Raw genomic sequence first — 20,686 nt, 5'->3', positions numbered from 1 at the left:
ACCGAAAAAGAGGTAAACAGTATGTTGATGTACTTGAACATTACAAGTACCGACAAAACTCAGGACGAGCAATTTATCTTCAACTTTACCGATATTAATATTCTACAGGAATTAAAGCGTATTGATGGTGTCGGACGTGCCGAAATCATGGGGCAGAAAGAATATTCGATGCGTGTTTGGTTAGATCCAGAAAAGATGCTTTCGTATAATATTTCGGCAAATGAAGTTATTGCTTCACTTCAAAAACAAAATATTTCTGCCGCACCTGGTAAAGTGGGTGAAGGTTCAGGACAAATGAACAATCAACTGCAATACGTAATTAAATATGGCGGAAAATTCTTTGAGCCAAGTCAATATGAAGAAATTCCGTTAAGAGCCAATTCAGACGGAACTATTTTAAGATTGAAAGACATTTCGAAAATCGAATTTGGTGCGATGAGTTACGGAATGGTTTCTAAAACCGATGGAAAACCTTCAGCATCAATCATGTTGAAACAACGTCCAGGTTCGAATGCTTCTGAAGTTATTGCTAGCGTAAAAGAAAAAATGACCGAATTAAAAGGTTCTTCTTTTCCTCCTGGAATGGAATTCAACATTGCTTATGACGTATCTCGTTTCCTTGATGCTTCGATTCACGAAGTTTTGAGAACACTGGTTGAAGCCTTTCTTTTAGTGGCTTTCGTCGTTTTCCTTTTCCTTCAAGATTGGAGATCGACTTTAATTCCAGTATTGGCAGTTCCTGTGGCGCTTATTGGTTCGTTTACTTTTATGTCGATGATGGGATTCTCAATCAACTTATTGACACTTTTCGCTTTAGTACTTTCTATCGGAATTGTGGTCGATAACGCGATTGTCGTCGTCGAAGCCGTTCACGTAAAAATCTCCGAAGAACATATGTCGCCAATGGAAGCTACCATTAGTGCCATGAAAGAAATCACCGGAGCCGTTATTGCAATTACAATTGTAATGGCTGCCGTGTTTATTCCGGTTGCGTTCTTGAGCGGTCCTGTGGGGGTTTTCTACAGACAGTTCTCATTGACAATGGCAATAAGTATCGTAATTTCTGGTATTAACGCACTTACCCTTACTCCTGCTCTTTGTGCTATTATGCTAAAAGCGCACGATCCGAATAAAGAGAAAAAATCGCTTTTAGATCGTTTCTTCAACAGATTCAACCATTGGTTTGATAATATTACTTCAAAATACATCAAAGTATTAGTAAAATTTGCTGATCGCAGTACTGTTACCATTGGATTATTAGTATTGTTTTGCATCCTTACATGGGGAACAACCAAGTTTTTAGCGTCAGGATTTATCCCGACGGAAGATCAGGGAATGGTTTACGTAAGTGTTACAACGCCACAAGGAGCAACTGTAGAACGTACTGAAAAAGCTTTGGACGAAGTAACTAAAATTGCCCAAGGCATAAAAGGTGTAGATAACGTAACAACTCTTGCAGGATACAGCATTGTAACCGAAATCGCTGGAGCTTCGTACGGAATGGGAATGATCAACCTAAAAGACTGGAGTGAACGTGATATTTCGGTAACCGAATTCATGGCAGAACTTACAGAAAAAACCAAAAACATTACCGATGCACAAATAGAGATTTTTGCACCACCAACTGTTCCTGGTTTTGGTAACACGAGTGGTTTTGAGCTTCGTTTGCTGGATAAATCTGGAGGAAGTATTACCAATACCGATAAAGTGACCAAAGAATTCATAAAAGAATTAAATGCTTCGCCAGAAATTCAGAACTCTTTCTCGAGTTTTGATGCCACTTTTCCGCAGTATTTAATTCATATTGATTACGATTTGGCGGCCAAAAAAGGAATTTCGGTAGACAATGCTATGTCTACTTTGCAAACCATGTTGGGTTCATTTTATGCCACCAACTTTATCCGTTTCTCTCAAATGTATAAAGTAATGGTTCAGGCAAGTCCGCAATTCCGTCAAAATCCAGAAAGTATTTTGGATATGTATTTGAAAAATGATGTAGGCGAAATGGTTCCATTTTCTACTTTTATCAAGCTAGAAAGAGTTTATGGACCAGAGGTTTTAACGCGTTACAACATGTACATGTCAGCTATGATTAACGGCGAACCTGCTGAAGGTTATAGCTCTGGAGATGCCATTGCCGCTGTCGAAAAAATTGCTGCAGAAAAATTGCCAAGCCGTTTCGAGTTGGAATGGTCTGGTATGACGCGTGAAGAGATTTTATCAGGAAACCAAACCATCTACATTTTTGCCCTTTGTATACTATTTGTATACTTATTGCTTGCCGCACAATACGAAAGTTTATTGCTTCCGTTCCCTGTATTATTAAGTCTTCCGGTTGGAGTTTTTGGTTCTTACATCGCGCTTGTAATGGTCGGACTGGACAATAATATTTATGCTCAAGTAGCACTCGTCATGCTGATTGGTCTGCTCGCCAAGAACGCCATTCTGATTGTAGAGTTTGCGATGGCACAGAATAAGCTTGGACGTGATATTGTCGAAGCGGCGATTGAAGGAGCAAGACTTCGTTTCCGTCCTATTTTGATGACTTCTTTTGCTTTTATTTCAGGTTTAATTCCGTTATGTATCGCTTCTGGTGCGGGTGCAATTGGTAACCGTTCGATCGGAACAGCAGCAGCGGGTGGAATGTTTATCGGAACTGTATTTGGTCTTTTAATCATTCCTGGACTTTACATACTGTTTGCGAAATTGGAAAAACGAATGAGCAAGTCAAACAATTAATTCGTTGAGCAAAATAGAGTAAATAAATCTAATTTGATCTGCAACAATCTTTTAATCCCGATAGCGATCGGGAGCGTGAAATATTTTTTTACGCATAGTTTTTTTCACGCAGACTAATACAGATTAAAGCAGATTTACACAGATTAATCTAAGCTAATGAATACGATTAAAAAATGCTTGGCAGATTGAACAAATAAAATTAAACAATGAAAGAGATATTAAATCAATATAAACATACTGAAATACAGTTTCTAAGGACAACCAAAAGTGCCTTTATAATAACCGGAATTTTACTTGTAACAGCTTGTTCTGCACCAAAAGTTAGCACTAAACTAGACGCTGCAAAGCTTCCAGAAAATTTTGATGCACAAAGAAAAGAAGCATCAAGTGAGACTTTTATTCCATTAAAAACAGAAACTTTTTTTAAAGATCCTAAATTAGAGGAATTGCTAAAAAAAGCCATTGCCAAAAATCCTGATTATTTAATCATGCAGGAAAGAATCCTGATTGCCAATTCTCATTTAAAAGTGGCAAAACTGGCGCTTCTTCCCTCTTTAGATTTTGTTGCCGATGCTTCTGGAACACATTACGGAAAATATACAATGGACGGAGTTGGTAACTTTGATACTAATTTTTCTCAGAATATTACAGACAAGCAAAGAATCAACGAAGATGTTACCCCTAACTTTTTTCTAGGAGCAAAAGTTTCTTGGGAAGCTGATATATGGGGAAAACTGAGCAATCGTAAAAAAGCTGCACAACAACGATTTTTTGCTTCTCAGCAAGGAATGCGATTGTTGCAAACGCGTCTTTTAAGTGATGTTGCTGACTTATATTTCAAACTGATTGCATTAGACAAACAAAAGTCGATTTACGATAACAACTTAAAAACACAGGAAAGAGCTCTTGATATTGTATCGGCTCAAAGATCTGTCGGAAAAGCGACAGAATTGGCCGTACAACAGTTTAATGCCCAAAACAATAACATTCATGCAGAAGCTTCAGAACTGCATTTAAGCATTGATCAGACGGAGAAAGCTTTATTGACTCTTTTGGGGGAATATGGTGGAAAAATTGACCGAAGCAGCGACTTTCTCGCTGGACATTTAGAGGTCTTAAACCAAAAAATAAGCGTAGATTCTATCATTCATAAAAGACCTGATGTATCTGAAGCTTACTTCGAATTATTAGCAAGTAACGCAGATGCTAAATCGGCTCGCGCTGCCTTTTTTCCAACGGTAAATTTGGGCGGTTATGCAGGTTTCAACTCGTTTTCATTCAACACTCTTTTTGACGCGGGTTCTTTTGCCTGGCAGTTATTAGGAGGTTTAACAGCTCCTGTTTTCAATAAAGGACAGATCAAACAAGAATTTTATGTTTCGAACAGAAGACAGGAAATCTCATTTCTTCAATATCAAAATGCAGTGACGACAGCGTTCAACGAATTGAGCGCTTTACTGCACCGAAATGAAGCTTATGAAGATATTTTAAAATATAAATTGAACGAAATTGATCATCTCGAAATTGCTGTAAATGTCTCAAACGACTTGTATTTGAGCGGTTATGCCAATTATCTGGAAATAATCAATGCTCAAAAAAATAAATTGCAGGCCGAATTGGATTTTGTTGATATCCAACTTCGAAATGCAAACTCACAAGTATTGCTTTACAAAGCTTTAGGTGGAGGAATAAATTAGTTTATATGTTGGTCAAAAATGGCTTCTGTTTATAATAGCTCATCGCAGAGGTTGTTTTTAAGTCCCGTTTCTATTTTGAAACGGGATTTTTTTTATAAAACCAACACTCATTTTACCGTTTACTTTTTACCTTTATTCCAAAATAATAAAATTCCGTTGATGGATATTTCCAAAATTCTTGATCACATACACCAACTTCCTGAGCAATCTAAGTTCGCTTTGCAAAACAATGTTACAGAAATAACATTTTCTAAAGGGCATATTTTGCTAAAAGCCAATAAAGTAGAATCGAATATTTATTTTATAAAGAAAGGATTGGTCCGAGCTTATGTAGAAAGAGATAATGAAGTTACGTTTTGGTTTGGAAAAGAAGGTGAAACCATTATTTCGATGAAAAGTTATGTTGAAGACCAGCCTGGATATGAAACCATCGAGCTTTTGGAAGACTGTGAATTGTACGAACTCAAAACAGAAAATCTTAGAAAACTTTTTAATGAAGACGTTCATATAGCCAATTGGGGACGAAAATTTGCAGAAAAAGAATTAATCAAAACCGAAGAACGTTTAATTTCTAAACAGTTCAAAAATGCGTCTGAACGTTATTTGGAATTAATGAAAGATCATCCCGAACTCTTACAAAGAGTTCAACTAGGACATATTGCTTCTTATTTAGGAATTACACAAGTAAGTTTAAGCAGAATTCGTGCGGAAATAAAATAACCTTTTAAGAGATTTTTTTTAAAACTCGACATTTAAATCTGAACAAATCTGCTTTAATCTGTGTAAATCTGCGTGAAAAATTCCATACGAAAAGGTATTTCACGCAGATTTACACAGATTTTAGCAGATCAAATTAGATTTTAGTTCTTGTGTAAAACAGATTAAAATAACTTCATTTTTTATCATTTGTTAATTTTTTTCTGATTTCCATAAAAGAACTTTGCATCACAAAATTTTAACTATATGAACTGGATTATTTTAATCATCGCGGGTCTATTTGAAGTAGCCTTCGCATCATGTCTTGGAAAAGCAAAAGCAACTACTGGAACTGAAATGTACTATTGGTATATTGGTTTCTTTATTTCGTTAACTGTAAGTATGCTTTTATTAATGAAAGCTACGGAAACACTTCCATTGGGAACTGCTTATGCTGTCTGGACAGGAATTGGAGCTGTTGGAACGGTTCTAGTGGGCATCTTTGTTTTTAAAGAACCTGCAGCTTTCTGGAGATTGTTTTTCTTGGCTACTTTAGTTGGTTCTATTGTTGGTTTAAAGGCAGTTTCTCACTAAAAATATATTACACAAATTGGATACAACTTTGTCAAAGTTTCGAACTTTGACAAAGTTTTTTTGTTTTAAACACATAGGAATTTCCTCAATCTTGGAAATTTCCCCAATCTTGTCATTCCGAGGAACGAGGAATCTCCACAAGAAACGCTACAAAGATTGGCAACTATTCTGAACGGAGCTAATTGCGGAGATTCCTCCTTCGTTGGAATGACAAACTGTTGCCTGAACTTTGTCAAAGTTTAAAACTTTGACAAAGTTTTCGACTTCACACACTAATGCAATTCCAGCATCACATGATAAAAAAATAGCATTTTTAATCATTATTCTCTGCTTTATATTTGCCAAAAATTAAAGCCTAAAATAAAAAATGACATTCAGCCATTCCATTAAATCTTTTGACGAATTAACCAATTACGAAATGTACAATATGCTTCGGTTAAGAAGCGATGTTTTTGTAGTAGAACAAAATTGTCCTTATCTCGATTTAGACAATAAAGACCAGAAAGGTTTTCATTTATTGTATTACGTTGATAATGAATTGGCAGGTGTGACGCGCTTACTTCCAAAAGGAGTATCGTATGATGAAGTTTCAATAGGAAGAGTTGTAATTGCCAAATCGCATCGTGGATTAGGTTTAGGAGTAAAACTAATGGAAGCTTCAATTGCGGGCTGCGAAGAGAAATTCGGAAAAGGTCCAATCCGAATTAGTGCGCAATACCATTTATCCAAATTCTATCAGTCTTTGGGATTTGTAGAACAAGGAGAAGTGTATGATGAAGACGGGATTCCGCATATCGGAATGCTTAGAGTTTAAGGAATAATCAATTTCAAAACATTGGATAGTACCGGATTATGATCTTCGGTTCTCCAATTGACATATAAATCGGTTTCTAGCGGTAATTTGATAAATCGAATTCCTGGAATTTCATGAAAGACATACGAATCGGGTAAAATGGCAATTCCGAGTCCTTTGCGGACTAAAGCGATTATAGAAGAACCAAATTCAGAATGAAGATAGGCTTCTGGTGCGTTCTCCAAAGAATTGAATAATCTCTGAATAAGATCGCTGTAACTGCTGCCTTCGTCATTTGTTGGTAAAATAAATTTCTGAGAAGCGAGGGTTTCTTTATTTAAATCTTCAAATGTTTGATACGGATGATTCTCGGGAACAACAACTGCTAAGTGATCGGTATATATTTTTTGAGATTGAATATCTTTTGAATTATTGATATCTCTGGTAATCGCCAGATCTATTTTATAATTTCGCAGAAAATCCTGCTGATTCTCGTACAGCACCTGAACCAGCTTGATTTTTAATTTTGGAAAAGCTTCTGAAATACGCAACAAAATTTCGGGCATTAGAGAAGCCGAAATAGAATCGGGATGAGAAATGGTAATCGTACCACTCTCGCCTAGCTGAATTTGGCGGGCAGATTGATGAATAAACTCTAGTTTACTCAATTCAACCTCCCATTTTTCTTTTAAGAACTGACCAGCAGCAGTAAGTTTAACGTTGCGTTTATTACGCTCAAACAACTGAACGCCAAGCTGATTCTCAAGAGACTGAATCTGACGGCTGAGTGCCGATTGTGTAATATTCATTTTTCCGGCGGTATTCCAGAAATGAAGTTCACGGGCCAAAGCCAAAAAATATTTAATCTGCTGTAAATCCATTGATGCAATTTACGCATTTATCAAGAATAAAAAACAGCTTTAAACGCATTAAAGAAATAAAAAATGAACACGCTAAAAATAACCAAAGCCACAACTGAAGATGTTTTAAAACTTCAATCAATTGGCAGACAAACTTTTTCTGAAACTTTTGCCGACGTCAACAGTGAAGAAAACATGAAAAGATACTTGGAAGAAAGTTTCGCTGCAGAAAAGCTTACAGCCGAATTAAACAATCCGTCATCGTATTTCTATTTAGCTGTTTTAGATGAAAAAATAGTCGGTTACTTAAAATTGAATACATCCGATGCACAAACCGAAAAAGAAGATTTAAATGCCTTAGAAATAGAACGTATTTATGTAGCTAAGGAATTTCATGGCAAAAAAGTTGCTCAGGCATTATATGCTCAAGCAGAAGAAATCGCCGAAGAAATAAAAGCTTCGTACATGTGGCTTGGCGTATGGGAGAAGAATTTCAGAGCTGTAAGTTTCTACACTAAAAATGGTTTCGTACAATTTGATACGCATATTTTCAGATTAGGTGACGACGAACAAACCGATTTAATGATGAAAAAAGTATTGATTTAAAATGGAAAGAAGACAGTTATTATTGTTTTTACTAATTCTTGGCACTGCATTTTGGGGAGTTTCTTACTCGGTTACCAAAATGGCAATTGGCCACTATTCGCTAAACATTTTTTTGTTTTACCGTTTCTTGCTGGCTGTAGTTGTGTTAAGTATAGTTTTTTGGAAATACGTTAAAGACATTAATAGAGAAGCTATCAAAACAGGTTTTATACTTGCAGTTCCAATGTTTTTAGGAATTCAATTACAGACAACCGCACTCAAATATACCGATGCTTCACAATGTTCTTTCATTGCAGGGCTAACAGTAATTATTATTCCGATGTTGAAATTAGCGATTTATAGAACGAATACTCCTTTAAAAATTTGGATTGCCGCTCTCACTGCTTTAACAGGATTATTTATTATTGCTATAACCGATAAATTTACCATAAACGTTGGCGATTTATTTACAATCTCTGGTGCATTTGCTTTTGCTGTTTACTTGATTTCTGTCGAAAAACATTCTGCAGCCAAAAATCTTTTGTACTCGATTGTTCCTATGTTTGCGTTTTGTGCTTTATTTACTTTTTGCATCGCGCTTACCGATTCGCAAGCCGTTTGGTTTCCTAAAAACGATACCTTTTGGCTTGGTGCCGTTTATTGCGCTTTGTTTTCTACAGCATTTATGTACACGGTTTCAAACATTTCGCAACGCTATTTATCGGCAGAACGTGTAGCTGTTATTTATTTGTTTGAACCCGTTTTCGGGGCAATAGGAGCGTTTTTTATTTTAGGAGAAAATCTTTCATGGCGCTTGCTTTTGGGCGGAACTTTAATTTTCTCAGCGACTATTATTTCTGAAGTCAATTTTAAAAGCCAAAAATTAAAAATGCTGATTAGAAAAAATTAATATTTTTAAAAGATTTCACGCAGATTTAAAAAGATTTAAGCAGATCAACACAGATTCTATTTTATAATCTATTAAAATCTGCTTAAATCCGCTGAATCTGCGTGAAAAAAAAATTATTTACAAAGGCAATAATGTGTCTTCGGGATCGCAAGGGAAATAAATAATAATATCGGTACCTTGATTTGGTTTTCCTTTTATATGAATTTCACGCAGATTTAAAAGATTTAAACAGATCCATTTTATAATCTATTAAAATCTGCTTAAAACCGCTGAATCTGCGTGAAAAAAATTTATTTACAAAGCCAATAATGTGTCTTCGGGATCGCAAGGGAAATAAATAATAATATCGGCACCTTGATTTGGTTTTCCTTCTGCTCGAATATCTCCTCCAACTGCCTGCATAATCTTCTTACATAAAGCAAGTCCAACGCCCGAACCTGTGTATTGTTCTTGCGTATGGAGTCTTGTAAAAACTTTAAAAATAGATTCTGCATATTGCTGTTCAAAACCAATTCCGTTATCAGAAAAACAAACCCAATGGCAATATACTTTGTATCTATCATGAATCAAAACAGGTTCCTGAGAAGCCGTTATTACAATTTTAGGCTGTCTTTCTGAAGAAGCATATTTTATTGAATTCTGAAGAATATTGATGAACAACTGGCGCATTAAAAAGCTGATAGCGTGCACTTCAGGAAGATTTTCATGCTCAATTATAGCTTTACTTTCTGCAATAGTTTCATGCATTTCTTTAATTGTAGACTTCAGTATTTTGTTTAAATCTACTTCTTCCAGCTTGTCCCTTGTATTTTTTATACGGGTATATTTTAGGATATCTTCCAGCAAACCACTCATTCTGTTGGCAGATTTAGAAACGCGCTGTAAAGAATTTGAAATTGATTCTGTAGATATAACATCTAATTCTGAAAGCATTTTTGAAGTAATGAGCTGAATTTTACGCAACGGTTCCTGCAAATCATGTGTACTGATCCAGTTGATATTTTCAAGTTCCGAATTGGTTTCTTTTAATAGTTCGCTTTGACTACGGTATTTCTCTTCTTCTTCACTCAACATAATCAAAATAAGCTGATTGTGTAAAGCATGCGCATATTTAACCGCCGCATTAATTTCGTATTGTTTCCAGTTACTACTTTGGTTTTTGACAATTTGTTTCCAGATATTAAACGAATTTCTCGGATGAAGTCCGTTACTGTCCTTTATAATACTTTTTTCAGGATCGCCTCCCCAATTAATCTCAGAAATGGTCTCTGGTCTGTACCATATTATATGATCATTATTTCCTAAAGAATGATAAATAATACCTGCAAAACTGGAATCTTGTACTGTTTCAGAAAAATCATCGCTGATTTTATTGGTTACAAAGATTTCGTTCGGGAATTTATTTGCAATAGCTTCAATCAGCGCCGTAATTTTTTCATCAGAAGGCGTTAATCCGTTTTTGTAGATTTTTTCTCTGGATACAATAGAAACACCAGCAGCATTGCAAAGTTCTAGCAATTGAGGCATTGCCGCAATTGTTTCCAATGAATTTTGTAAAATCGGAAGATCAAGACTGGTTAGCTGTTCGAATGCCACATTGGTTTTCTGCGCATTTATATTCTCATCATTTGATTGGCGAATATCAATTTGAGACGTAATGAATTGCCCTTGAAGCTTTGCGGCAAGCCTAATTTCTGGCGAAATATTCTTTTCTGAATAATGATGACAGGCAATTAATCCCCATAATCTATCATGGTGAATTAAGGAAATTGTTAAGGTTGCGCCAACTCCCATATTCTTTAGATATTCTACGTGAATCGGCGATGTACTTCTTAATATAGAAAGGCTTAAATCGAGATTTTTTCCTTCTTTATCATCAACGGTATAAATAGGAACTGGCTTATAATCAATATCTACAATTAATCTAAGCTGATTTTTAATGTATAATTCTCTCGCCTGAGCTGGAATATCGGTATGTGGATAATGCAATCCTAAAAAAGGCTCTAAATCTTCTCGGCAGTTTTCAGCAAAAACTTCCCCATTATACTGTTCGTCAAAACGATAAATCATGACACGGTCATAACCAGTAATTTCGCGTGTTCCCTGTGCTACAAGTGCGCACAAATCTTTCAGCGATTTGGTATTATTCATCTGCGTCACAAACTGAATAGTCTGTGTATAAACGTCTGCCAGTTTTTCTTTACCAGGAAATTGAGGTTCGGCCTCTAAAACATAAATATCATGACTCTTATGTATGCTGATTTGAAATAATTTATTGAAAAGCTCTATTTCTAACGGAAAAACATCCTGAATTTTATCTTCATTAATATATTCTAGAATTTGCTTTTCTGCATTTGCACCAAAAACAGCCGCGAAATCTTTTCCTAAAACCTGCGTGTGAAGCAAATCTAAAAAGACTGAAATATTCTCTGTACAAAAATCTATTTTCCAATTGGAAGTAACACCAATTAAAAAACCGTGAGGCTGAATCTTACCTGGTATGTGTATAGGCTCATGCTCACAGTTGGTTAACGTAACGATATCGCGATTAACTATATCCTTAATCTTCATTCTTTTTATCTGCTCTCAAAGTGATTATAAATACTATCAAAAGCAAATACAGCTCCTTCTATGATAGCATCTCCACAATTATTTTCTTGTTCATATTCAGAAAGAAAACTCAAGAAAGTTTTCCAGAAACTTCCTGTTTTTTCTCCATAACCATTAAAATAAGAAACGCCTTTATCTCCTGAAAGTTGTGGCACTTTTGAAACATTTTTTAAAATAAATCTTCCGCCCAATGTTGAACCTTCAACAACATATAAAATACCAAGTGCAAAAGGAACCGAAATTTCTTTGGTCTTAAAAACTGTCTCAGAAGGAGTTAATTCGTAATTTAAAAATGAAAGGTCTGCTTCTATAAGCTGTTTTTTTCTTCTTTGTTCTAAATCGTCAATTTGATTGGCAAATAAAGGAAAAATCGTTTCCTCTGTATTTTGATGAACATCATGCATCAGATTTAAGTATTTTGCATATTCATCAATTTTCATATCGGGAGACATAATTGACATGGAAACTGGAAGTTCTTCTAATTTTTTATGAGAATCAGCAGTTTGCGTTTTTAGATCATTAAGAAAGCTTGAAGCTACTGAAGAAGTTGGATTTGTGCTCATTATTTTAATATTATTTATTTACAAGAGTCAATTTGCAACTCCTCTTTCACAAATTTAAGCAAAAAAAATTAGCCCAATTTTAAAAATGCTTTTTAACCGTTATTCTATCAATCTTCAATTAAACTAATTTCAAAAAATGTTTTTCCGTCTTCAGTTTTATGCGAAATATAACCGCCGTGCGCTTCAATAATATTTTTAGACAAAGTAAGTCCAATTCCTGCTCCTTCGGTTCGGGTCGTGAAAAACGGAAGAAATATTTTTTCTTCAATTTCTTTTTCAATGCCTTTTCCTGAGTCCGAAACTTTTATAAAAATACGGTTGTTTTTGGCTTCCGCCGAAATCGAAATTTGCTTCGTATTACTATTTTCTAAAGCATTAATAGAATTTGTCAATAAATTAATTAATACCTGTTCTATTTGCTGCGAATCGACATTTATAAGATAATTTTGGGTAACAGCATTTTTGACTTCAATATTACTTTTCCTAAACAAAGGATTCATAACCTGAATGCAATTTTCAACCAGCTGTGGCAATGCTACTTTTTCTTTTTTAGGAGAAGGCAACATAGCCAGTTTTCGATACCCTTCAACAAATTTCTGCAAATGGTCGCTTCGTCTCAGCATCGTCTGCACGCTATTTTTTATATCTTCTAAGTCTTCTGTCGAAAGCGAATCTTGTTCTACCAAATCTTCCAAATTCTGGCAGATTGAACGAATTGGTGTTATAGAATTTAGCAATTCATGCGAAATCACTTTCATCAAATTAATCCAAGCATCTTTTTCTTTCTTTTCTACAACATTCTGAATAGAATCTAATAGAACAATAAAATAATCCTGTCCAAAAATTTCAGTACGAGAAGCCTGCAAAACAAACGTCTGTTTGCTTTGTTCGTTTATACTAAGCTCGATTGAAGTTTTAATTTCATGAAAATCATCTTCTTCGATTATTTCACACAAAGATGGCAACTGGTTTTTCAGGTATTTCCATTTTGAAACTTTCGGAACATTAAAATGGCTCGAAAAGTAATCATTCATCAAAAAAATACTCCAATCGCTTTCTTGTTTCTGTAAAATAATTACACCCGATTCTATATTGTTTAAAATCGAACGATAAATAATATCTCTCGTAACTTGCTCATTTTGTTTACTTTTTAAAGTTTCATACAAAGTAAACAACTCATTATAAGTACTATTGAATTTATGCTTCGAAAAATCGGAACTAAAATCATCCTGCAATATCGAAGAAATGGTTTTATTATAAATCAAGACCATATTTCTAACATAAAAATACATTTCCCTTCCTAGCAGAAAAACCATGCAGAGACCAAAAACTCCCGTAAAGAGCAAACCAATTCTAAAGAAATACAGCGACAATTCGATTCCGATCACGATAAAAATTAATCGCAGAAAAAGGAGTTTATAAGTTTGTAAAGTCCTTAGCATAATTAGTCGATATTGATATTAAATTTCTCCAAACGTCTATACAGCGCGCCTCTTGACAGTCCTAATTCTTCGGCTGTTTTACTGATATTATTATTGTTTTTAAGCAGTGCTTTTTCAACCGCTGCTTTTTCAACCGAAGAAAGCTGAACATCATCTGAGTTTTCCTCATAAGGCGTTATTGTTTCTAAATCCAGATCAGAAACCGTGATGGTATTGTTTTCGCAGAGAATAACGGCACGTTCAATCTTATTTTCCATTTCACGAATATTTCCATTCCAAGCATGTTTTTCAATCTGTTCCAAGACTTTTTTATCAAAAGTGATTTCGTCACGGCTATATTTTTCAATCATTTTATCCAAAAGATATTCCGCAAGCGGAATTTTATCTTCATGTCTTTCTCTTAACGGAGGCAAAATAATTTCCATCGTGTTTATACGATAATACAAATCTTCACGGAAGTTTTTATCAGCAACTTCTAATTTCAGGTTCAAATTTGTTGCAGTAATAATTCTCACATTCAAAGGTCTCGCTTTGGTTTCTCCTAATCTTGTCACCGTTTTAGTTTGAATAACTTGTAGCAATTTTGATTGCAAATGAAGTGGCACATTTCCTATTTCATCCAAAAAAATGGTTCCGTTCTGTGCCATTTCAAAACGTCCGGCTGTATCGGTTTTAGCATCTGTAAAAGCGCCTTTGGCATAACCAAACAATTCACTTTCGAAAATATTAGAATTTAAAGAACCCAAGTCAACCGCAATAAACGGCTGGTTTTTCCTTTCGGATTGTGTATGAATATGATGTGCGAGAACAAATTTTCCTGTTCCATTTTCGCCCAAAATCAGAACATTTGCATCTGTTTTTGCGACTTTATCTGCCAGAGAATAAGCCTTTTTTATAATCTCAGAACTGCCAACAAAAAATTCTTCTTTTATCTCAACTTCCTTGTTTTTCTTCTGTTCTTTTCTTGCTTTGTCTACAGCTTGTTTTACCGATTCTAAAAGCTTTTTATTCTCCCAAGGTTTGAGAATATAATCAAAAGCACCCGATTTTAAGCCTTCAACAGCTGTTTCTACTTTTCCGAAAGCAGTCATTAGAATTACCACCGTTTTAGGCGAAAGCGTTTTTATTTCTTTCAATAGATATAAACCTTCCCTTCCATCTTCAAATCCTAATCTGTAATTCATGTCTAAAAGAACAACATCAATGGCATTTTTTGCCAACAATTCGACAATGTTTTTCGGATTATTGAGCGTATAAATGTTTTCAAAATACTTTTTCAGGTAGACTTTTGACGCAAAAAGAATGTCTTCTTGATCGTCGATGATTAAAATAGATGCGTTGGTCTTTTTCATTATTGTTCAGTTTTGGACGAAAGGTGTCCACTTATGGACAGTTTAAATTCATTCAGAAAAATAATCCCTTAAAAACAAGGTATTTACAATGTTTAATTTACTGGCACGAAAATCACATTAGAACTTGTAAATCATTAATAATTAACCTCTTTCGGAAGTACAAATAACAAAATAAATAGCGATAAATTAAAAATAATTTATCTTAATTTTCAGACTTGTTTCTTTCATTTCCGAGGACATAAAAATTTTAAAAGAAAATCAATCAAAAATTAAAACAGTCAAAATTATGATTACCATTACAAAACTTTCAAAAGTATTTAGAACTGAGGAATTAGAAACCAAAGCATTAAGTGAAATTTCGTTAACCATCAATCAAGGCGATTTTGTATCGATTATGGGACCGTCTGGAAGCGGAAAATCGACTTTATTGAACATCATTGGACTTCTGGATAGCGCTTCTAGCGGAAGTTACCAGCTTTTGGATCAGGAAATGGTTGGCTTAAAAGAAAAGTCTAGAGCGCAAGCCAGAAAAGAAAACATCGGATTCATCTTCCAGAACTTCAATTTAATTGACGAATTATCGGTTTTTGATAACATCGAACTGCCTTTAATTTATAACAATGTTCCTTCTGCCGAAAGAAAATCACGCGTAAACGAAATGGCAAAAATTTTGGGAATCGCTCATAGATTGAAGCATTTTCCGCAACAGCTTTCAGGCGGACAGCAACAGCGTGTAGCCGTAGCAAGAGCTTTAATCAATAATCCGAAAATTATTTTGGCCGATGAACCAACAGGAAACCTAGACAGCCGAAACGGAAATGAAGTAATGGAATTGTTGACCGATCTTCATGCCAGCGGATCGACAATTTTGATGGTAACGCACTCAGATTATGACGCTTCTTTCTCTCAAAGAACAATTTTAATGAAAGATGGTGAAATCCTTTCCGAAAAAGTAAATCATAGAAATGTTGATGTTTTAGTTAATTCTAACAACTAGTTTATGCTTCAGAATTGGATTAATATATTTATTTATCAATTAAAGCATAATAAGCTTTTCACAGCTCTGAACATTCTAGGTCTTAGCATTGGAATTGCGGGTTTGATCTTTGCAACGCTGTATTGGAATGATGAATACTCGTATGATAAATGGAATCCTGAAAGGGATAAGACATTTATTGTTATGAACAATGTAGGAAAAGGAAATATTTTTGCGACAAACTCTGCTATTACCGCGCCATTATTGAAATCGTCTACTCCATATGTAGAAAATTATTGTTATTTCAATGACTATTACACCAAGGAAACGGTACAATATAATGGCAAAATAGAAATCGTTGATAAGATCTTTTCTGCACAGAAAAGTTTCTTTTCTTTTTTCCCTTATGAATTCAAATATGGCAATGCAAAAACAGCACTTCAAGAACCACAAAGTATTGTTTTTTCAGAGGAAACTGCTTTTCAATTATTTAAAAATGAAAATCCAGTTGGTAAGCAAGTAAAATATGCCGACAAAATGTATGTTGTTCGAGGCGTTTACAAAATGCCTGGAAAATCTGTTGTAATGCCAAGCGCGGTTACCAACAGCATCGAAGAAGATCTTAAAAAACATAAAGACCACTGGGGCTTTAATTTTGGTTTAATCTTAAAATTGAAAAACAAGAGTGATGCCGGATTTGTAGCCAAATCTTTAGATGAAATTTTTATAGAAAAAAACTATAAAAGACAAGCAAGAAATGAAGGAATGACGCTTGAATTGTTTATAAAAACATACGGTGAGCCATTGAAAACCATAGTTGTTCCTTTTGAAAATTCTCGACTTCACAATGAAAGTTATCCGTTTCCAGAAGGAACAGGAAATCTTCAGTTTTTACGAATCTTGATGGGTTTATCAATTGTGATTTTATTGCTGTCAATTGTAAATTATATCAATTTTGCTACAGCCAATGCTATAAAACGAGCAAAAGAAGTTGGCGTGAGAAAAATAATTGGTGCCACAAAAGGACAGATTGTTCTTCAATTTATATTTGAAACTGCCCTAACCATGCTTTTTGCTTTATTATTGGCACTTGTTATTGTGGAAGTTTCTCTGCCTTTTTACAATCAGTTTTTAAACAAAGAATTAGTTCTTATCGGATCTCAATTTTATTTACAGCTTGTTGTAATTTTTATTCTTGTGGTAATTGTGAGTGGTGTTTTTCCTGCAATTTACATTTCAAATTTTGAAGTTTTGAATGTTTTAAAAGGAAATTTTTCGCACAGCAAAAACGGTTTGTGGCTTAGAAACACTATGCTTGTTTTACAGTTTTCGATCGCTGTTTTCTTTATTATCGGTTCTGTTATTGTATACCAGCAAGTTCAATTTATGGTAGAAAAAGATTTGGGCTTTAACGGATCTCAAATAATGAACATCACTTTTAGAGCACAAAAGGACAAAGAACAATTTAAGCGATATCAAACCATAAAGGAGGAAATAAAGAAATTTAAAGGTGTTGAAGCCGTTTCTGCTGGCGCTTTTGCTATTGGAGAAAATTGGTCTTCAAAAGGTGGATTACATTATAAAAGCATTCCAGAAGTTCTCGTTCAGCAATTGGGTTCTGACTTTGGAATGCTGGAAATGTTGGGTGTTAAATTAGTTAAAGGACGGTTTCTTACCGAAAAACTGGCTTCCGACACGATTTCTAATGTATTACTTAATGAAGTAGCAGTCAAAAAAATAAATGAAAAAAATCCTTTGGATAAAATTATTGACTGGCAAGGCCAAAAATACAAAGTTGTGGGAGTCGTAAAAGACTTTCATTATTATGGTCTCGATTATGAGATTAGTCCAATGATTTTCTTTCATATCAATACCCAAAAATGGACACAAGGTAATATCGGATCTATTACAGTAAAAGTTTCACCAAAAGATATGCCTCAAACTATATCGGCACTTAAAACTTATTGGTCTAAAAAAGTAGATTCAGAATATCCTTTTGAGTATAATTTCTTAGATAAAAACTTTGCGAAAACTTTTAAAAAGTACGAAGATCAAAGAAACTTATTTGCATTATTGAATGTTGTTGTGATTCTAATTGCCGTTTTCGGGCTGTTTGCCTTAGCTTCTTTTTCTATGGAAAGAAGACTGAAAGAAATTGCGATCAGAAAAACACTTGGCGCCGAAACCAATACTTTACTGAAAGAACTATCTAAACAATATGTAGTTTTCTGTATCATTGGTTTCTTTATCGGAATTGTTCCTGCTTATTTTTTATTGCAGAAATGGCTTAAAAATTTCCCTTTCCGAATTGATATTACTCTTCTACCCTTTATTCTTGCTTTTGTGTCTTTGCTTTTCCTTACACTGACAATAGTATTGCTAAAAGCCTATCAAGTAACAAAAGTGGATGTTTTAAAATACTTAAAATACGAGTAAGATGCTTAAAAATTGGACAAACATATTTGTTTATCATATAAAGAACAACAAATTCTTTACTGCCCTAAATATATTGGGCTTAAGTATTGGAATTGCAGGTTTAATTTTTGCGATTCTATACTGGAACGACGAGCATTCTTATGATCAATGGAACCCTGAGAAAGATAAAATTTTCATTGCAATGAACGATTTTGGCGGTGGAAATATCTGGACAACAAATTCTCCAATTCCAGGTAAAATGCTTAATGCAACTACTTCATATTTGGATAAATACTGCTATTTCAGAGTAAACTATACCACGGAAACTATTCAGTATAATGGAAAAATCGAATTGGTTGACAAAATCTTTTCAGCCGAAAGAAGTTTCTTTTCTTTCTTTCCTTTTGAATTTATTCAAGGTAATGCCAAGACAGCTTTTAGCGATCGCAACAGCATGGTGCTTTCTAAAGAAACTGCTGCGCGCATTTTTAAGAATGAAAACCCAATGGGAAAACAGGTCAAATACGCCGATCGAATTTTTGTTGTTCGCGGTGTATATAAAACGCCTGAAAAATCGTCAGTAATGCCTTCGGTAATTACTCCTGTTGTAGAAGAGGAATTAGAACAAAACAAAGATAACTGGGGTTTTAGCTACGGATTAATGTTTAAGCTAAAAAGACCTAGCGATACAACAGCTGTTATTCAAAATTTAGATAAAATATTTCTTGAAGACAACTACAAAAAACAGGCAAAAGCTGAAGGCTTATCAATTGAACAGTTTATTAAGCAATACGGAGAACCTATAAAAACAAGGCTTCTTCCGTTTACAAAAGCAAGGCTTCGTCAAGGAAATTATGCATTTCCTGAACAGAATGCCAATTTGCAATTTCTAAAAATTGTAATGGGTTTATCTATCTTAATTTTAATACTTTCGGTTGTAAACTACATTAATATGGCTACTGCAAATGCAGTAAAGCGAGCAAAAGAAGTTGGCGTTCGCAAGATAGTTGGTGCCACCAAATCGCAGATTGTTATGCAGTTTGTTTTTGAAACCACTCTTATTACTTTGTTTTCGGTTCTATTGGCAATGGTAATCGTAGAACTTTCGCTTCCTTTTTATAATGCTTTTTTAAACAAAGACTTAATGCTAATTGGAACTCAATTTTACCTGCAGTTAATTCTAATTTTCTGCTTTGTAATTATTGTTTCTGGCGTTTTTCCTGCTGTTTACATTGCAAATTTTGAAACACTGAAAGTATTAAAAGGCAATTTTTCGAGAAGTAAGAACGGTGTCTGGATTCGTAACGGAATGCTTGTTTTGCAGTTTTCTATTGCTACCCTTTTTATTATCGGGTCGTTTATTGTCTATAGACAGGTAAACTTTATGATGGCGAAAGATTTAGGTTTTAATGGATCTCAGGTTATGGATATTTCTTTTAAACCGCAAAAAGGAAAAAATCAATACGAAAGGTACAAAACCATTAAACAAGAACTACAAAAAATTAAAGGTGTTGAAGGAGTTTCTGCAGGAATGTTTTCTATTGGAAGCAATGATAATTCTTGGCAAGAGCTTCATTATAAATCCAATAAAGCAGTCATAACACAGCAAATGCCAATGGACTTTGGACAATTAAATCTTTTAGGAATCCAAGTAATCAAAGGAAAAGATTTGAATCCTGAATTGGCAACAGACAGCATTTCGAGTGCTTTATTGAATGAAACCGCCGCAAAAACGCTTCAAGTAAAGGAACCTGTAAATCAGGATATCACTTTTGGAGGGAAAAAATTTAAAGTTGTGGGTATTGTCAAAAATTTCCATTATGTCGGAATGGAATATAATATCGCTCCAATGATTTTCTTCCATATCAATGCTTTTGACTGGATTACAAATGATATGCACTATATTTCTGTTAAAATATCGCCAGATCAAATGCCTGAAACCATTGCTGCAATTAATAAATTCTGGAAATCTAAAGTCGATCAGGAATATCCTTTTGAGTATGATTTTGTAGATAAAAACTTTGCCAGAACCTATAAAAAATACGAGGATCAAAGAAACTTGTTTGCTCTGCTGAATGTGGTCGTAATATTAATTGCTGTTTTCGGATTATTTGCTTTGGCTTCTTTTTCTATGGAAAGAAGATTGCGCGAAATCGCCATTAGAAAAACACTTGGAGCGGAAACCAATATTCTATTGAAGGAATTATCAAAACAGTATGTAATTTTCTGCGCACTTGGTTTCTTAATCGGAATTGTTCCCGCTTATTTATTGATGCAAAAATGGCTAGAAAACTTTGCTTCTCGAATCGATATTCCGTTTTTACCATTCTTAGTTGCTTTTGTATCACTGTTGTTTTTAACGCTGACGATTGTTTTAGCAAAAGCCTACCAAGTGACCAAAGTAAATGTTTTAAAATATTTAAAATACGAGTAAACTAACTCCAAAACCAAAAA

General features: G+C 34.4%; 15 protein-coding genes. 10 read left to right on the top strand and 5 right to left on the bottom strand.

The window, feature by feature from the left end; genetic code table 11:
- The 5 genes from B3J44_RS06385 to B3J44_RS06365 all read left to right on the top strand — a co-directional run.
- A partial coding sequence (locus B3J44_RS06385) for an efflux RND transporter permease subunit (RefSeq protein ID WP_286966923.1) occupies positions 1 to 2,739 on the top strand: 2,739 nt, incomplete at its 5' end.
- A gap of 206 nt (positions 2,740 to 2,945) precedes the next feature.
- The gene (locus B3J44_RS06380) at positions 2,946 to 4,436 is read left to right on the top strand and encodes a TolC family protein (RefSeq protein ID WP_286966920.1); all 1,491 of its coding nucleotides are present in this window, start codon (positions 2,946 to 2,948) and stop codon (positions 4,434 to 4,436) included.
- 159 nt (positions 4,437 to 4,595) lie between these two features.
- Complete coding sequence (locus B3J44_RS06375) at positions 4,596 to 5,156, top strand: Crp/Fnr family transcriptional regulator (protein WP_286966919.1); 561 nt, start codon at positions 4,596 to 4,598, stop codon at positions 5,154 to 5,156.
- 243 nt (positions 5,157 to 5,399) lie between these two features.
- Complete coding sequence (locus B3J44_RS06370; RefSeq protein ID WP_026728926.1) at positions 5,400 to 5,726, top strand: DMT family transporter; 327 nt, start codon at positions 5,400 to 5,402, stop codon at positions 5,724 to 5,726.
- Positions 5,727 to 6,093: 367 nt separating this feature from the next.
- On the top strand, positions 6,094 to 6,540 hold the full coding sequence (locus B3J44_RS06365; RefSeq protein ID WP_286966915.1) for a GNAT family N-acetyltransferase: 447 nt from the start codon (positions 6,094 to 6,096) through the stop codon (positions 6,538 to 6,540).
- On the opposite strand, the gene B3J44_RS06360 is transcribed toward B3J44_RS06365, so the two are convergent.
- A complete protein-coding gene (locus B3J44_RS06360; protein WP_286966914.1) occupies positions 6,537 to 7,400 on the bottom strand; it encodes a LysR family transcriptional regulator in 864 nt (287 codons plus the stop codon). The genes B3J44_RS06365 and B3J44_RS06360 overlap by 4 nt on opposite strands.
- Positions 7,401 to 7,463: 63 nt before the next feature.
- Between B3J44_RS06360 and B3J44_RS06355 the strand changes: the two genes are divergently transcribed.
- Positions 7,464 to 7,985: a GNAT family N-acetyltransferase gene (locus B3J44_RS06355; RefSeq protein WP_286966913.1), complete on the top strand. Its 522-nt coding sequence runs from the start codon at positions 7,464 to 7,466 to the stop codon at positions 7,983 to 7,985.
- 1 nt (position 7,986) lies between these two features.
- A complete protein-coding gene (locus B3J44_RS06350) occupies positions 7,987 to 8,874 on the top strand; it encodes a DMT family transporter (RefSeq protein WP_286966911.1) in 888 nt (295 codons plus the stop codon).
- Positions 8,875 to 9,168: 294 nt separating this feature from the next.
- Here the strand turns inward: B3J44_RS06350 and B3J44_RS06345 are convergent, their stop codons facing one another.
- From B3J44_RS06345 to B3J44_RS06330, 4 genes are all read right to left on the bottom strand, one after another.
- Positions 9,169 to 11,445, bottom strand: coding sequence for an ATP-binding protein (locus B3J44_RS06345; protein ID WP_286966910.1), 2,277 nt, complete (start codon positions 11,443 to 11,445; stop codon positions 9,169 to 9,171).
- Between the two features lie 5 nt (positions 11,446 to 11,450).
- The gene (locus tag B3J44_RS06340) at positions 11,451 to 12,047 is read right to left on the bottom strand and encodes a biliverdin-producing heme oxygenase (protein ID WP_286966908.1); all 597 of its coding nucleotides are present in this window, start codon (positions 12,045 to 12,047) and stop codon (positions 11,451 to 11,453) included.
- A 107-nt stretch (positions 12,048 to 12,154) separates the two neighbouring features.
- Positions 12,155 to 13,489 (bottom strand): sensor histidine kinase, encoded by a 1,335-nt coding sequence (locus B3J44_RS06335; protein WP_286966906.1) that lies wholly within the window; start codon positions 13,487 to 13,489, stop codon positions 12,155 to 12,157.
- A 2-nt stretch (positions 13,490 to 13,491) separates the two neighbouring features.
- Positions 13,492 to 14,841 carry a sigma-54-dependent transcriptional regulator gene (locus B3J44_RS06330; protein WP_286966904.1) on the bottom strand — a complete coding sequence of 450 codons (1,350 nt, stop codon included), beginning with the start codon at positions 14,839 to 14,841 and terminating at the stop codon, positions 13,492 to 13,494.
- Positions 14,842 to 15,127: 286 nt separating this feature from the next.
- Between B3J44_RS06330 and B3J44_RS06325 the strand changes: the two genes are divergently transcribed.
- Genes B3J44_RS06325 through B3J44_RS06315 form a run of 3 tightly spaced genes read left to right on the top strand, consistent with a single transcriptional unit; the run spans position 15,128 to position 20,666 of the window.
- The gene (locus B3J44_RS06325; RefSeq protein WP_286966903.1) at positions 15,128 to 15,838 is read left to right on the top strand and encodes an ABC transporter ATP-binding protein; all 711 of its coding nucleotides are present in this window, start codon (positions 15,128 to 15,130) and stop codon (positions 15,836 to 15,838) included.
- A 3-nt stretch (positions 15,839 to 15,841) separates the two neighbouring features.
- The gene (locus tag B3J44_RS06320; protein WP_286966902.1) at positions 15,842 to 18,253 is read left to right on the top strand and encodes an ABC transporter permease; all 2,412 of its coding nucleotides are present in this window, start codon (positions 15,842 to 15,844) and stop codon (positions 18,251 to 18,253) included.
- 1 nt (position 18,254) lies between these two features.
- On the top strand, positions 18,255 to 20,666 hold the full coding sequence (locus tag B3J44_RS06315) for an ABC transporter permease (protein ID WP_286966900.1): 2,412 nt from the start codon (positions 18,255 to 18,257) through the stop codon (positions 20,664 to 20,666).
- Positions 20,667 to 20,686: the final 20 nt, after the last annotated feature.

The sequence above is a fragment of the Flavobacterium sp. UBA4854 genome (assembly GCF_002399805.1).
In the GTDB taxonomy this organism is placed as follows: domain Bacteria; phylum Bacteroidota; class Bacteroidia; order Flavobacteriales; family Flavobacteriaceae; genus Flavobacterium; species Flavobacterium ginsengisoli.
The sequence above is the reverse complement of the archived record's forward strand: the minus strand, read 5'-3'. Positions and strand labels throughout refer to the sequence as shown.

Excerpts from the sequence above, each read along its gene's own strand:
- B3J44_RS06380 (WP_286966920.1), top strand. The coding sequence starts at position 2,946 with ATGAAAGAGATATTAAATCAATATAAACATACTGAAATACAGTTTCTA.
- B3J44_RS06375 (WP_286966919.1), top strand. The coding sequence starts at position 4,596 with ATGGATATTTCCAAAATTCTTGATCACATACACCAACTTCCTGAGCAA.
- B3J44_RS06370 (WP_026728926.1), top strand. The coding sequence starts at position 5,400 with ATGAACTGGATTATTTTAATCATCGCGGGTCTATTTGAAGTAGCCTTC.
- B3J44_RS06365 (WP_286966915.1), top strand. The coding sequence starts at position 6,094 with ATGACATTCAGCCATTCCATTAAATCTTTTGACGAATTAACCAATTAC.
- B3J44_RS06360 (WP_286966914.1), bottom strand. The coding sequence starts at position 7,400 with ATGGATTTACAGCAGATTAAATATTTTTTGGCTTTGGCCCGTGAACTT.
- B3J44_RS06355 (WP_286966913.1), top strand. The coding sequence starts at position 7,464 with ATGAACACGCTAAAAATAACCAAAGCCACAACTGAAGATGTTTTAAAA.
- B3J44_RS06350 (WP_286966911.1), top strand. The coding sequence starts at position 7,987 with ATGGAAAGAAGACAGTTATTATTGTTTTTACTAATTCTTGGCACTGCA.
- B3J44_RS06345 (WP_286966910.1), bottom strand. The coding sequence starts at position 11,445 with ATGAAGATTAAGGATATAGTTAATCGCGATATCGTTACGTTAACCAAC.
- B3J44_RS06340 (WP_286966908.1), bottom strand. The coding sequence starts at position 12,047 with ATGAGCACAAATCCAACTTCTTCAGTAGCTTCAAGCTTTCTTAATGAT.
- B3J44_RS06335 (WP_286966906.1), bottom strand. The coding sequence starts at position 13,489 with ATGCTAAGGACTTTACAAACTTATAAACTCCTTTTTCTGCGATTAATT.
- B3J44_RS06330 (WP_286966904.1), bottom strand. The coding sequence starts at position 14,841 with ATGAAAAAGACCAACGCATCTATTTTAATCATCGACGATCAAGAAGAC.
- B3J44_RS06325 (WP_286966903.1), top strand. The coding sequence starts at position 15,128 with ATGATTACCATTACAAAACTTTCAAAAGTATTTAGAACTGAGGAATTA.
- B3J44_RS06320 (WP_286966902.1), top strand. The coding sequence starts at position 15,842 with ATGCTTCAGAATTGGATTAATATATTTATTTATCAATTAAAGCATAAT.
- B3J44_RS06315 (WP_286966900.1), top strand. The coding sequence starts at position 18,255 with ATGCTTAAAAATTGGACAAACATATTTGTTTATCATATAAAGAACAAC.